The sequence below is a fragment of the Streptomyces sp. NPDC021096 genome (assembly GCF_040641275.1).
In the GTDB taxonomy this organism is placed as follows: Bacteria; Actinomycetota; Actinomycetes; order Streptomycetales; family Streptomycetaceae; genus Streptomyces.
This window is the reverse complement of record NZ_JBFADG010000007.1, coordinates 140104-154121: the sequence shown is the minus strand read 5'-3', so window position 1 is coordinate 154121 and position 14018 is coordinate 140104. Positions and strand designations below refer to the sequence as shown.

Genomic DNA, 14018 nt, shown 5'->3' with positions numbered 1-14018 from the left:
GTGGCTTGCGGTCCCCCCGATGTGCGATCCGGCTGTCCCCCCGAGCCACGGGCCGCACTGCATACGGGACGAGGACGTCTGACGACGTCACACGGTTCCCGGTGAATTGCATGCCGCACAGACTACGCACGGCCAAATCCAGCCCACTGGGGATGTTCACTCCAAATCAGGCCGGTTGTGTCCCACGAATCGGTGATGTGACCTCGTTCACCGTGCCCCCCCTTGTCGCGGCGGCACGCCCGTTCTATCTTCTGGATGTATCGAGTCGATACATCAGCTCAGCACATCAGCCGGACACATCAGCTCGGCATAAGGGACCAATAAGGATTAGGGATCACAAGGACTAGGCTGTGGGGGACAAGGAGGCGAAACATGAGCAGACGCTCCGGCATCCTCGAGTTCGCCGTCCTCGGCCTGCTCCGCGAGTCCCCGATGCACGGCTACGAGCTGCGGAAGCGCCTGAACACCTCACTCGGGGTGTTCCGAGCGTTCAGCTACGGCACCCTCTATCCCTGCCTGAAGTCCCTGGTGGCCAACGGATGGCTGATCGAGGAACCCGGGAGCGCTCCGGAGGATGCCCGTGCGGCGTCCCTGGCCGGACGACGAGCGAAGATCGTCTACCGCCTGACGGCAGAGGGCAAGGAGCACTTCGAGGAGCTCCTCGCCCACACCGGTCCGGACGCGTGGGAGGACGAGCACTTCGCCGCCCGCTTCGCGTTCTTCGGACAGACCTCGCGGGACGTACGGATGCGGGTGCTGGAAGGCCGCCGCAGCCGTCTGGAGGAGCGTCTGGAGAAGATGCGCGCCTCTTTGGCCCGCACCCGGGAGCGGCTGGACGACTACACCCTCGAACTTCAGCGACACGGCATGGAATCCGTGGAGCGCGAGGTCCGCTGGCTGAACGAGCTGATCGAGAGCGAGCGGGCCGGGCGTGACAAGCGCACCGGTCCGGACCAGTGAGCTCTGCACTCCGCAGGGCTTCGTCGAGTACAAACAGGGAGCAACCGGAATGGGTTCGGTTCGCGTAGCGATCGTCGGTGTGGGCAACTGCTCCGCCTCGCTGGTGCAGGGCGTCGAGTACTACAAGGACGCCGACCCGAATGGCCGCGTGCCGGGTCTGATGCACGTGCAGTTCGGCGACTACCACGTCCGCGACGTGGAGTTCGTGGCCGCTTTCGACGTTGACGCGAAGAAGGTCGGCCTGGACCTCGCGGACGCCATCGGCGCCAGCGAGAACAACACCATCAAGATCTGCGACGTGCCGCCGACCGGCGTCACCGTCCAGCGCGGCCACACCCTCGACGGCCTGGGCAAGTACTACCGCCAGACCATCGAGGAGTCCACCGAGGCCCCCGTCGACGTCGTCCAGGTCCTCAAGGACAAGCAGGTCGACGTTCTGGTCTGCTACCTGCCCGTGGGCTCCGAGGACGCCGCGAAGTTCTACGCGCAGTGCGCCATCGACGCCAAGGTCGCCTTCGTCAACGCCCTCCCGGTCTTCATCGCCGGCACCAAGGAGTGGGCGGACAAGTTCACCGAGGCGGGCGTCCCGATCGTCGGCGACGACATCAAGTCGCAGGTCGGCGCCACCATCACGCACCGCGTGATGGCCAAGCTGTTCGAGGACCGGGGCGTCATCCTGGACCGCACGATGCAGCTGAACGTCGGCGGCAACATGGACTTCAAGAACATGCTCGAGCGCGAGCGCCTGGAGTCCAAGAAGATCTCCAAGACGCAGGCCGTCACCTCCCAGATCCCCGACCGCGACATGGGCGAGAAGAACGTCCACATCGGCCCGTCGGACTACGTCGCCTGGCTGGACGACCGCAAGTGGGCGTACGTGCGCCTCGAGGGCCGCGCGTTCGGCGACGTCCCCCTGAACCTGGAGTACAAGCTCGAGGTCTGGGACTCCCCGAACTCCGCCGGTGTCATCATCGACGCCGTCCGCGCCGCGAAGATCGCCAAGGACCGTGGCGTCGGTGGCCCGATCCTCTCCGCTTCCTCGTACTTCATGAAGTCGCCGCCGGTGCAGTACTTCGACGACGAGGCCCGCGAGAACGTCGAGAAGTTCATCAAGGGTGAGGTCGACGGCTAATCGCCGAACACCCCCTCGCTCGACCACAGGTCCCCGGGTAATCCACCCGGGGACCTGTGCGTTGTGTGAGGCTGTGGGGCATGCCCGTTGTGCGTGATCTTCGCGTTCTGCTGGCGCTGCGCGATTTCCGCCGTCTGCTGGCAGTCAGGCTGCTCTCCCAGGCCGCCGACGGCGTCTACCAGGTGGCGCTCGCCGCCTACGTCGTCTTCTCCCCCGAGAAGCAGACGTCCCCGGCGGCCATCGCCTCCGCCATGGCGGTGCTGCTCCTGCCCTACTCGCTCCTGGGCCCCTTCGCCGGCGTCCTGCTCGACCGCTGGCGCCGCCGCCAGGTCCTGCTCCACGGCAACGTGCTCCGCGCCGCGCTGGCCACCGTGACCGCGCTGCTCATCGTCGGCGGGGCGCCCGACTGGCTCTTCTACGCCTCCGCGCTCTCGGTCACCGCCGTCAACCGCTTCGTGCTCGCCGGGCTCTCGGCGTCCTTGCCCCGCGTGGTGGACTCCCCCGAGCGCCTGGTGATGGCCAACTCCCTCTCCCCGACGGCCGGCACCCTGGCCGCGACCGCGGGCGGCGGCCTCGCCTTCGTCGTACGTCTCGCCTCGTCCGACGGCACCGCCTCCGAAGCCTGGGCCGTGCTCCTCGCCGCGGCGCTGTACCTGTGCGCCGGACTCTGGTCCCTGCGCATGCCCGTGGACCTGCTGGGCCCCGACGCCTCGGCTTCCCGCGCACGGGTGCGCACCGCCCTGGCGATCGCCACGCGCGGACTGGCCGAGGGGCTGCGCCATCTGGCGCAACGCCGGACCGCCGCCCGGGCGCTGGCGGCGATGACGCTGATGCGCTTCTGCTACGGCGCGCTGACGGTCACTTTGCTGATGCTGTGCCGGTACGCCTGGTCCGACGACGACGCGGAGGGGCTGGCCCTGCTCGGCTATGCCGTCGCCGCCTCGGGAGCGGGGTTCTTCGCGGCGGCCGTGGTCACCCCCTGGGGGACCGACCGGCTGGGACGGCTGGGCTGGATCGTGGCCTGCGCCGCGACCGCGGCGGTCCTCGAACCCGCCCTCGGTCTGCCCTTCGAGCCCGTTCCCATGCTGATCGGGGCCTTCGTCCTGGGACTCATCACCCAGGGGGCCAAGATCGCTACGGACACGGTGGTCCAGGCGTCGGTCGACGACGCCTTCCGGGGGCGGGTCTTCGCGCTCTACGACGTCCTGTCCAACGTCGCCTTCGTGGGCGCCGCAGCGGTGGCCGCCCTGATGCTGCCGCCGGACGGGCGGTCGGCCGCGCTGGTCGTAACGGTCGCCGTGATCTACGCGGCGATTGCTTGCGCTATGGCCGGATTTCGACGCCGTTAAGTGTCACATCAAGGCCACAGGGCCGCTGTGAGCTGAAGAAATGTCATGGACACCGGATACCTTACGGGCTGCAATTCGCGACCGGATCTCGCTCAGTCCGAAGGGTTTTCCCGTGACCACTCCGCCGCCCCACCAGAACCCGTACGCCCCGCAGGGCGGCAACCCGTACGGCCAGCAGCCCGGTCCCTACGGTCAGCAGCCCCCGGCCGCGCCCTACGGTCAGCAGCCGCCGGCCGCACCGTACGGCCAGCAGCCCCCGGCTCCGCCGTACGGTCAGCAGCCCACCGCACCGATGGGTCAGCCCGGCGGATGGGGTACCCCGGTGCCCCCGCCGGCGCGTCCGCGCCGCTCGCCCATGAAGATCATCCGGAACATCGTGCTGCCCATCCTGGGACTCATCATCGCGGGTGCCGCATGGATCTTCGGCCAGGACGACGCCGAGACGCTGCAGGCCGGCCAGTGCCTGGAGAACACGGGATCCTCCTACAAGCCGAACATCCAGAAGCGCGACTGCACCGCCTCCAACGCCACCCACAAGGTGCTGAAGAAGGTCAAGGGCACCTCCTCCGCCTACACGGCGTGCGAGAACGTGGAGGGCACCACCGCGGCCGTGACGTGGCGGGAGCGCAGCGACTCCTTCGTCCTGTGCCTGGCGAGCAACAAGAAGTAGCGGCACCGGCAGTACGCCGAGGGGCGGTGTTTCACGTGAAACACCGCCCCTCGCCACATCTGCCGCCCAGTGACGTTTCACGTGAAACATCACCGCGGAAGGTCAGCCCTGCTGGGTCGCCCACCACTCCTTGAGCGCGGCGACCGCGGTCTCCCGTTCCATGGGCCCGTGCTCCAGCCGCAACTCCAGCATGTGCTTGTACGCCTTGCCGATCTGCGGCCCGGGGCCGACGCCCAGGATCTCCATGATCTCGTTGCCGTCCAGGTCGGGCCGGATCGAGTCCAGCTCCTCCTGCTCCTGCAGCCGTGCGATGCGCTCCTCGAGCCCGTCGTAGGCGCGGGAGAGCGCGTTGGCCTTGCGCTTGTTGCGCGTCGTGCAGTCGGATCGCGTCAGCTTGTGCAGCCGGTCCAGCAGCGGCCCCGCGTCCCGTACGTAGCGGCGCACGGCCGAGTCGGTCCACTCCCCGGTGCCGTAGCCGTGGAAGCGCAGATGCAGCTCGACCAGCTTGGCGACGTCCTTGACCAGGTCGTTGGAGTACTTGAGCTTGGTCATCCGGGCCTTGGTCATCTTCGCGCCCACCACCTCGTGGTGGTGGAAGGAGACCCGGCCGTCCTTCTCGAAGCGGCGCGTCTTCGGCTTGCCGATGTCGTGCAGCAGCGCCGCCAGGCGCAGCACGAGGTCGGGGCCGTTCTCCTCCAGGTCGATGGCCTGCTCGAGGACGATCAGCGTGTGCTCGTAGACGTCCTTGTGCCGGTGGTGCTCGTCGCGCTCCAGTCGCAGCGCCGGGAGCTCGGGGAGGACGAGGGCGGCGAGGCCGGTGTCGACGAGGAGCTTGAGGCCTTCGCGGGGATGGTCGGAGAGGATCAGCTTGTTCAGCTCGTCCCGGACCCGCTCGGCGGAGACGATCTCCAGACGGTCGGACATCTCCGTCATGGCGGCGACGACCTCGGGGGCGACCTCGAAGTCCAGCTGCGCGGCGAAGCGCGCGGCCCGCATCATGCGCAGCGGGTCGTCGGAGAAGGACTCCTGCGGCGTCCCGGGAGTGCGCAGGACCCGGGAGGCCAGGTCCTCCAGACCGTGGTGCGGGTCGACGAACTCCTTCTCCGGCAGCACGACGGCCATCGCGTTGACGGTGAAGTCGCGGCGGACCAGGTCTTCCTCGATGGAGTCGCCGTAGGAGACCTCGGGCTTCCGCGAGGTCCGGTCATACGCTTCCGACCGATATGTCGTGACCTCAATATCGAAGTTCGATTTGCGGCATCCGACGGTCCCAAAGGCGATCCCGACCTCCCAGACCGCGTCGGCCCACGGGCGCACGATCTTCAGCACGTCCTCGGGACGGGCATCGGTGGTGAAGTCCAGATCGTTGCCGAGACGGCCGAGCAGCGCGTCCCGCACCGACCCGCCGACCAGGGCAAGCGTGAAGCCGGCCTCCTTGAAGCGGCGGGCGAGGTCGTCGGCTACGGGGGACACCCGCAGGAGCTCGCTCACGGCACGGCGCTGCACCTGGCTGAGCTCATTCGTCGACGGCGGGGTGTGGCTGTCATTGTTGGCGTTCGGCACAACAGAAGAGGGTACGTGTCCGCGCGCGCGAGGGCCTCCTCGTTATGGGGCGCTTCACAACAGCTCTCACAAAGCAGGCGCAGCCCGGACAACGGGCCCCGGTGGCGATCTTGTAGTGCCCTCCGCAGCACTTCGTCGCAGCAGGCCTCGTTACCATTCGTGGACGCACCATCCGACGACCACTGACGACGACGAGGGACGGGCGAGCGCGTGGCCGAGGCGGCAGAGTTCCAGGGGACGAGATCCGCTCCTGCCTGCCGGTGGTTCCGGCACACCGCGGTGCTGCTCACCGGGGTGCTGCTGTTCGTGGGCCTGGTGCAGCTGCCGGCTGCCCCCGCCGCACACGCGGACTCCCCCGGCAACCACACCATCAGCGTCTCTGTCGACACGGTGACGCCCGTCGCCCCGAAGCAGGACGACACGCTCACCGTCTCGGGCACGGTCACCAACGGCGGAAAGTCGGCGATCACCGGCGCCCATGTGGGTCTGCGGGTGGGCCCGCAGATCAGCACGCGCAGCGACATAGACGATCTGGGCGACCGGACGCCGTTCTCGCCGGGCACCGACGGCTCGGAGGTGGGCGGCAACCACGCGCAGAAGCTCGAAGCGCTGGCTCCCGGCGTCAGCCGGGACTTCACGCTCACCGTGCCGGTCAAGGACCTCGCCCTCGGCAAGGACGGCGTCTACCAGCTCGGCGTCACCCTCTCCGGCCAGACCGCCGGCCATCCGTACGAGCAGGTCCTGAGCATCCGGCGGACGCTGCTGCCCTGGCAGCCGTCCGGGACCGACGGCAAGAAGACCCAGCTGACCTTCCTGTGGCCGCTGGTCTCCGCCACGCACCTGACCGCCCGCACCGAGTCCGACCAGCAGCAGACGCCGGTTTTCCCCAACGACGACCTGGCGGCGGAGCTGGCCCCGGGCGGCCGGCTGCAGCAGCTGGTGGCCCTGGGCAAGGGGCTGCCGATCACCTGGGTGATCGACCCGGACCTCCTCGCCACGGTCGAGGCGATGACCAAGCGCTACCAGGTCGCCGGGCCGAACGACCAGAACACCCCCGGCCGGGGCCAGGCGGTCGCCAAGCAGTGGCTCAACCAGCTCCAGGAAGCCGTCACGAACCGCCAGGTGGTGGCGCTGCCCTTCGGTGACCCGGACCTCGCCTCGCTGGCCCACCGGGGCAAGGACGTCTCCGGCGCCCTCAGCCACCTGCAGTCCGCCACGGAGCTCGCCGCGACCACCGTGGACACGATCCTCGGTGTGAAGCCGCGCACGGACTTCGCCTGGCCCGTGGACGGTGCCGTCGATTCCTCGATCGTGGACGTGGCCACCTCGGCGGGCGCCCACAACGTCATCGCCCGCAGCGACAGCCTCCGCGAGCCCGGCGCCTCCCCCTACGCCCCCACGGCGGCCCGGCAGATCGGCGGCGGCAACACGGCCGTCGTGGCGGACGCCCGGCTCTCCACCGTCTTCCAGGGCGAGATGATCAGGGCCGACGACTCCTCGCTCGCCGTGCAGCGCTTCCTCGCCCAGAGCCTCATGGTGAACAAGCAGGCTCCGGAGAAGGAGCGCAGCATCGTCGTCGCTCCGCAGCGCATGCCCACGGCGAGCCAGGCGCAGGCGATGGCGACCGCCCTCAAGGGCCTGGACGGTCGCTGGACACAGCCCCTCGACCTGGGGGACGCGGCCAAGGCCCAGCCCGACCCGTCCGCCAACCAGCAGGTGCCCGGCAGCGGCTCGTACCCGGACTCGTTGCGCTCGCAGGAGCTGTCCACCGAGGCCTTCGAGGCGATCCAGCGCACCCAGAGCACCCTCGACAGCTTCAAGGTCATCCTGACCGCCCAGGACCGCGTCGTCACCCCCTTCGGCAGCGCGATCATGCGGGAGATGTCGACCTCGTGGCGCGGCAACCCCAGGGGTGCGGCGGAGTTCCGGGACGCCGTGCAGTCCTACCTGGACCAGCTCACCCGCCAGGTACACCTGATCAACAAGTCCGACGCGACCCTCTCCGGCCGCAGCGCGACGATCCCGGTGACCGTGCAGAACGGCCTCCTGCAGGGCGTACAGGGCCTCCGGCTCGTCCTCACCTCCAGCCAGCCGAACCGACTGAAGATCGACGCTTCACAGCCCGTCGAGGTGGCGGGCGGCCGCCAGCAGTCGGTGAAGTTCGAGACGCGTGCCAACGCCAACGGTCCGGTGCAGGTGACGGCCCGGTTGTACGCCGATGACGGCCAGCCCTACGGCGAGCCGATGACCTTCACTGTGCATGTCACCTCCATCACCCCTATGGTGCTCCTGGTCATCGCCGGTGGTGTCCTCCTCCTGGTCCTCGCGGGTCTGCGTATCTACATCCAGCGCAAGCGGGCAGCTGCCCGTAAAGCCGCAGGTGGCGGACCCGACGACGCAGACGGGGGAGACTCGGGCGACGACGGTGGGCCGGGCGACGACCGACCCGAGCAGCCGGGTGATCCGGCCGCGGAATCCGGGGCGCGAGACGGTGACCCGTCCGGCTCAGGTGAGAAAGTGGAACGTTGACGTTTTGTGGGGCCGGCAGGCCGCGGACGATGAGGTGGGGTAGCGATGAGCGCGCCGTACGACGGTGACCGCGGTCAGGGCGCGGGCGGTGAGCAGCGGGACCAGTACCCGCAGAACCCGCCTGCCTCCGGCCCGGAGCACCAGGGCCCGTACGCCCGGGACCCCTACCTCCGGGACGCCTACGCGTCGGATCCCTACCCGGCGCACGACGCGTCCGCCCAGGACCCGGTGAACGACGCGTTCTACGACCGGACCGTGCCGCAGCCGCCGCCCGGCTCCTACCAGCAGCCTCCCGTGCCTCCGGTCGCCTCCGACCCGCGGATGTGGGCACAGCCCCAGCAGCCGCAGCAGCCCCAGGCACCGCAGGGTCACACCCCGCAGTACCCCCAGGCACCGCAGCACGAGGCCTTCCCTCGCCCGTACAGCGACGAGGACGCCACCCAGCTCATCGGCGTGAACGACGTCATGGGCGGCTCTCCCGCGCCGTCGGGCGGGCAGCCCCAGCGGGACGCCTTCGCGCACCTGTACCGCGACCAGCAGCAGCCGTACGAGCCCCAGCGCCCGGCCGGTCAGCAGTTCCCGGCCGGTCAGCAGTTCCCGCCGAAGTCACCCGGACAGTTCGTCCCGCCGCCCGCACAGCCCCCGGCGGCCGAGCCCACCGCGGAGCAGGAGCCGCCGGCGGCCCCGGCCGCCACGGCGAAGAGCGGCGGCAAGGCCGCGAGCCTGCTGAAGTCGAGCGCGGTGATGGCCGCGGGAACCATGGTCTCCCGCCTCCTGGGCTTCGGCCGGAACCTGATCATGGCGGCGGCGATCGGCGTCACCACCCTCGCCGACGGCTACCAGGTCGCCAACACCCTGCCGACCATGATCTACATCCTGGTCGGCGGCGGCGCCCTCAACGCCGTCTTCATCCCGCAGCTCGTGCGCGCGATGAAGAACGACGAGGACGGCGGCGAGGCCTACGCCAACCGGCTCCTGACCCTCGTGGTGGTGCTGCTGGCCGGCGTCACCACCGTCTGTGTGCTGGCCGCACCGGTCTTCATCCAGATCATGTCGCCGACCATCGCCGGCGATCCCGCCCGGATGGACGTCGCGGTGGCCTTCGCCCGCTACTGCATTCCCACGATGTTCTTCATGGGCGTGCACGTGGTCCTGGGCCAGATCCTCAACGCCCGGGGCAAGTTCGGCGCAATGATGTGGACCCCGGTCCTCAACAACATCATCATCATCGCCACCTTCGGCGCCTTCATCTGGGCCTTCGGCCCGTTCTCGGACAGCGACGTCAGCTCCGCGACCATCACGCCGGAAGGCGTCCGGCTCCTCGGCCTCGGCACCCTGCTGGGCCTCGCGGTCCAGGCGCTGGCCATGATCCCCTACCTCCGCGACGCGGGCTTCCGGATCAGGCCCCGCTTCGACTGGCGCGGCCAGGGCCTCGGCAAGGCCGCGGGGCTCGCCAAGTGGACGTTCTTCTTCGTCCTCGCCAACCAGCTCGGCATGGTCGTGGTCACCCAGCTCGCCACCAAGGCCGGCGCGCTGGCCGACAAGGCGGGCCATTCCGGCACGGGCATCACCGCGTACAACTTCGCGCTGCAGCTCTGGCAGATGCCGCAGGCCATCATCACCGTCTCGGTGATGACCGCCGTCCTGCCGCGGATCTCCCGCGCCGCCCACGACGGAGACGTCTCGGCCGTCCGCGACGACCTCTCCCACGGCCTGCGCACCTCGGCCGTGGCGATCGTGCCCTGTGCGTTCGCCTTCCTGGCGCTCGGCGTCCCCATGTCCACGCTGATGTTCTCGGCCGGCGGTGACACCGCGGGCGCCACCAACATTGGTTTCATCCTGATGGCGTTCGGCCTCGGCCTGATCCCGTACTCCGCGCAGTACGTCATCCTCCGTGGCTTCTACGCCTACGAGGACACCCGCACCCCCTTCTACAACACGGTCATCGTCGCCGCCGTCAACGCGGCGGCCTCCTTCGTCAGCTACCTCGTCCTGCCCTCGCGCTGGGCTGTAGCCGGCATGGCCGCCTCCTACGGTCTGGGCTACGCCGTCGGCGTCGGCGTCGCCTGGCGCCGGCTCAGCGCCCGCCTGGGCGGCGACCTGGACGGCTCGCACGTCATCCGCACCTACGCCCGTCTGGTCGGCGCGTGCATCCCCGCCGCGCTCGTCAGCGGAGCCGCCGCTTACGGAATCGTTCAGGTTCTGGGCAGCGACATCATCGGATCGCTCGCAGCCCTGGCCGGTGGTGGACTGATCCTGATCGCCGTCTTCTACATCGCCGCGAAGCGGATGCGGATCGACGAGTTGACCGCCATGGTCGGTATGGTGCGCGGCCGGCTCGGTCGCTGACCGGAGCACAACCATCGCCCGCCGCCGCGTGTCGTGCATAGCGCCGGACTGTGGGCACAATTGTCTTGGCTGTGGACGGCGTGCAACGGATGGGGAGGCAGGAACGACGGTGGCGGAACGGAGCACGGCTGCCGTCGACGTGGCCGACAACAGCGGCGAGCAGCCACTGACCGCCGCGGCGGGCAAGGCCACGACCGACGGGGCGGCGGCCGATAAACAGGTCAGCACGCACAAGAAGTCCGAGCGCGCGGAGAGCGAGAGCCCCGCGCGCGACGCACAATCTCCGGAGTTGCACAGCGGCCACAAGCTCGCCAGAAGGTACCGCCTGGAGGAGTGCGTCACCCGTCTGGAGGGATTCAGCAGCTGGCGTGCCGTCGACGAGAAGCTGCGCCGCGCCGTCGGCGTCCACCTGCTGCCCGCCGACCACCCCCGGGCCCGCCCGGTGCTCGCCGCCGCCCGATCCGCCGCGCTCCTCGGCGACCCGCGCTTCGTCCAGGTCCTCGACGCCGTCGAGGAGAACGACCTCGTCTACGTCGTCCACGAGTGGCTGCCGGACGCCACCGAGCTGACGCCCGTCCTCGCCTCCGGACCCCTCGAGCCCCACGAGGCCTATCAGCTGGTCAACCAGGTGTCCCAGGCGATGGCCGCCGCCCACCGCGAGGGCCTCGCGCACCTGCGCCTCAACCCGGGCTCCGTCCTGCGCACCGGCACCGGCCAGTACCGCATCCGCGGGCTCGCCGTCATGGCCGCTCTGCGGGGCATCAGCTCCGAGCACCCCCAGCGGACCGACACCGAGGCCATCGGCGCGCTCCTGTACGCGGCGCTGACCCAGCGCTGGCCGTACGAGAGCAACGCCCACGGCCTGTCGGGGCTGCCCAAGGGCGTCGGTCTCATCGCACCCGACCAGGTCCGCGCCGGAGTGCACCGGGGCCTCTCCGAGCTCGCCATGCGCGCCCTCGTCAACGACGGGGCCACCGCGTCGCGCCAGGAGAAGCCGTGCACCACGCCGGAGGAGCTGGCCAAGGCCGTCGCCGCGATGCCGCGCATCCGGCCCCCGGAGTCGGCCTACAGCGCCCCGCCGGCCTACTCGCGCCCGTCGGTTCCCCGCAACGGGGGACCGGTCCACCCGCTGCCGGTGGCACCGCCGCCCCCGCTCCAGAGCCGCACCGGCCGCGCCCTCAAGTGGAGCGTCTCGGCCCTGCTCATCGCGGCGCTGGGACTGGGCAGCTGGCAGCTCGCGGACACGCTCCTCAAGGACGGCGAGAAGGACACTCCGCGGTCCCAGTCCTCCGGGGACGACACGCCCGGAAGGCCCACGAACAAGCCCATTACGATCACGAACGCCGCGCAGTACGCCCCGGACCACGTTCTCCAGGACAAGGACCCGGTCCAGCGGACGTACGACAACAACCCCAAGACGTACTGGCGCACGGCTTCCTTCAATGACGGACCGTCGATCGTCCCGTACAAGGGGGGCATCGGCATCGTCTACGACCTGGGGTCGAAACAGCAGGTCAGCGCCGCCACCGTGGACCTTCGTTACGCGGGTGACCACACCAAGGCCACGCTCTACGCGGTCGACTCGCTGTCCCCGTCGGGCCCGGTGTCAGGCATGCAGAAAATCTCCAGCGGCACGACCGCCATGAAGACCTTGAAGCTCACGCTCCAGAAGCCTGTGGAAACGCAGTACGTCCTGCTGTGGATCACGGCGTTGCCCTTCTCGCCCTATGACAGCCAGACCTTCAGCAGCGCCGGGTACAAGCAGGCCATCAACGAAGTGAAGTTCATCGGCTGACCGTCAGGTCACGTCGCTCAGGGGGAGGGCTCGACGGTGGACGACGTCACACGTGGCGGCACGAGCGACGCCGAGCTCATCGCCCTGCACGTCAAGGGCGACCCCGATGCCTTCGGCGAGATAGTGCGGCGCCACCGCGACCGGCTCTGGGCGGTGGCGCTGCGCACCCTCGGGGACCGGGAGGAGGCCGCGGACGCCGTCCAGGACGCCCTGGTCTCCGCCTACCGGGCCGCCCACACCTTCCGCGGCCAGTCCGCCGTCACCACCTGGCTGCACCGCATCACGGTCAACGCCTGCCTGGACCGCGCCCGCAAGGCCGCCTCGCGGCGCACCGCACCGCTCGCCGAGACCGAGCGACTCGAGCAGCTCCTCGAACCCCACGAGCCCGCCGACGCCCCCGCCGAGCGCGGCGATCTGCACCGTGAGCTGATCCTGGCCCTGGCGAAGCTGCCCCCGGACCAGCGGGCCGCCCTCGTGCTCGTCGACATGCAGGGCTATCCGGTCGCCGAAGCGGCCGCGGTGCTGGACGTGCCGACCGGCACGGTCAAGAGCAGATGCGCCCGGGGACGGGCACGGCTGCTGCCGTTGCTCACCCATCTGCGCCCGGATCGCAGGGGTAGCCCCCCTCTTGACAGGGAAAGGAACCGGTCGCAGGGGACGTCCGTCCCACCACCGGCAGGACCGAGCGACGCAGATCCAGTGAAGGGCGGAGGTGGGCGAGCGTGACTTCGATGACCGGCACGGATGGGCACCCGGAGGTCGCGGAGATCTCCGCACTCACCGAGGGTGTCCTCTCCCCGGCGCGGACCGCGGACGTGCGTGAGCACCTCGCGGACTGCGAGCTGTGCGAGGACGTACGGAGCTCGCTGGACGAGATCCGTGGGCTGCTCGGCACCCTGCCCGGCCCCCTCCGGATGCCGGCGGACGTCGCCGGCCGCATCGACGCCGCACTCGCGGCCGAGGCGCTGCTGGACGCGACCGCGCCCGAGGCGATCGCCGAGGGTTCATCCGGCGTCGCTGTTTCACGTGAAACGGAGACGCCGAAGACAGCACCCCAGACGGCGGCGACACGTGTTTCACGTGAAACCGTCGACCGCCCCGCTGGACGCCCACGCGCCACCACCGGGCCCGGACGGCAGTCCCCCAGGCCCTCCGGACCGCGCCCTCGCCGCGGCCGCCGCTGGTCGCAGGCGCTGCTCGGCACCGCCTGTGCCGCCGCCGTCATCGGTGTGGGCGGCTTCTTCCTGCAGTCCGGTGGGGACGACGCGTCCCAGGCGGGACCCCCGGAGCCGAGCCAGAACCAGTCGGCCCCCTCGGTCCTCGCCTACGACGGCATCAAGACGCGGGTGCAGGAGCTCCTGCGGGGAACGTCCAAGGCCGCCGAGTCCCGGGGCATGAGTTCCCAGAGCTCTCCGGAGACGACGCTGCGCGCCCCCGGAACCACCGTCCCGGCCTGTGTACAGGACGGCATCGGCCGGACCGAGACGGCGCTCGCCACGCACCAGGAGACGTACAAGGGAGAGGACGCCTACCTCGTCGTCCTGCCGCACCCCTCCGACGTCACCCTCGTCGACGCCTATATGGTCTCGGCCGCCTGTGCCACCGCCTCGCCCCCGGCGCCCGGAAAAGTGCTGCTGAACGAGACGTTTCCGCGCGACTGATCTCTCTTGC

At 69.9% G+C, this 14018-nt stretch carries 10 protein-coding genes; 9 read left to right on the top strand and 1 reads right to left on the bottom strand.

Annotated features, from left to right (window positions below):
* Nucleotides 1–372: 372 nt before the first annotated feature.
* The 4 genes from AB0G59_RS13510 (at nt 373) to AB0G59_RS13495 (ending at nt 4111) form a co-directional block, all read left to right on the top strand.
* A complete protein-coding gene (locus tag AB0G59_RS13510) occupies nt 373–960 on the top strand; it encodes a helix-turn-helix transcriptional regulator (RefSeq protein ID WP_360911098.1) in 588 nt (195 codons plus the stop codon).
* Between the two features lie 49 nt (nt 961–1009).
* Nucleotides 1010–2092, top strand: coding sequence for an inositol-3-phosphate synthase (locus AB0G59_RS13505; RefSeq protein WP_360911096.1), 1083 nt, complete (start codon nt 1010–1012; stop codon nt 2090–2092).
* A gap of 80 nt (nt 2093–2172) precedes the next feature.
* Nucleotides 2173–3441, top strand: a complete 1269-nt coding sequence (locus tag AB0G59_RS13500) for an MFS transporter (protein WP_360911094.1) — start codon at nt 2173–2175, stop codon at nt 3439–3441.
* A gap of 112 nt (nt 3442–3553) precedes the next feature.
* On the top strand, nt 3554–4111 hold the full coding sequence (locus AB0G59_RS13495; protein ID WP_360911092.1) for a hypothetical protein: 558 nt from the start codon (nt 3554–3556) through the stop codon (nt 4109–4111).
* 102 nt (nt 4112–4213) lie between these two features.
* Here AB0G59_RS13495 and AB0G59_RS13490 read toward each other — a convergent pair whose 3' ends face one another.
* Complete coding sequence (locus AB0G59_RS13490) at nt 4214–5674, bottom strand: CCA tRNA nucleotidyltransferase (RefSeq protein ID WP_360911090.1); 1461 nt, start codon at nt 5672–5674, stop codon at nt 4214–4216.
* A gap of 210 nt (nt 5675–5884) precedes the next feature.
* Between AB0G59_RS13490 and AB0G59_RS13485 the strand changes: the two genes are divergently transcribed.
* The 5 genes from AB0G59_RS13485 to AB0G59_RS13465 all read left to right on the top strand — a co-directional run bounded on the left by AB0G59_RS13485 (nt 5885) and on the right by AB0G59_RS13465 (nt 14008).
* The gene (locus tag AB0G59_RS13485) at nt 5885–8203 is read left to right on the top strand and encodes a DUF6049 family protein (protein ID WP_360911088.1); all 2319 of its coding nucleotides are present in this window, start codon (nt 5885–5887) and stop codon (nt 8201–8203) included.
* A 45-nt stretch (nt 8204–8248) separates the two neighbouring features.
* Nucleotides 8249–10552 (top strand): murein biosynthesis integral membrane protein MurJ, encoded by a 2304-nt coding sequence (murJ, locus tag AB0G59_RS13480; protein ID WP_360911087.1) that lies wholly within the window; start codon nt 8249–8251, stop codon nt 10550–10552.
* Nucleotides 10553–10661: 109 nt separating this feature from the next.
* Nucleotides 10662–12347: a protein kinase family protein gene (locus AB0G59_RS13475; protein ID WP_360911085.1), complete on the top strand. Its 1686-nt coding sequence runs from the start codon at nt 10662–10664 to the stop codon at nt 12345–12347.
* A 36-nt stretch (nt 12348–12383) separates the two neighbouring features.
* Nucleotides 12384–13073: an RNA polymerase sigma factor SigM gene (gene sigM / locus AB0G59_RS13470; RefSeq protein WP_071966138.1), complete on the top strand. Its 690-nt coding sequence runs from the start codon at nt 12384–12386 to the stop codon at nt 13071–13073.
* Nucleotides 13074–13078: 5 nt separating this feature from the next.
* On the top strand, nt 13079–14008 hold the full coding sequence (locus AB0G59_RS13465; RefSeq protein ID WP_360911083.1) for a zf-HC2 domain-containing protein: 930 nt from the start codon (nt 13079–13081) through the stop codon (nt 14006–14008).
* Nucleotides 14009–14018 lie beyond the last annotated feature (10 nt).

Bases quoted from the DNA above. Each gene is read 5' to 3' on its own strand.
- AB0G59_RS13510 (WP_360911098.1), top strand. From the start codon at position 373: ATGAGCAGACGCTCCGGCATCCTCGAGTTCGCCGTCCTCGGCCTGCTC.
- AB0G59_RS13505 (WP_360911096.1), top strand. From the start codon at position 1,010: ATGGGTTCGGTTCGCGTAGCGATCGTCGGTGTGGGCAACTGCTCCGCC.
- AB0G59_RS13500 (WP_360911094.1), top strand. From the start codon at position 2,173: ATGCCCGTTGTGCGTGATCTTCGCGTTCTGCTGGCGCTGCGCGATTTC.
- murJ (WP_360911087.1), top strand. From the start codon at position 8,249: ATGAGCGCGCCGTACGACGGTGACCGCGGTCAGGGCGCGGGCGGTGAG.
- AB0G59_RS13465 (WP_360911083.1), top strand. From the start codon at position 13,079: ATGACCGGCACGGATGGGCACCCGGAGGTCGCGGAGATCTCCGCACTC.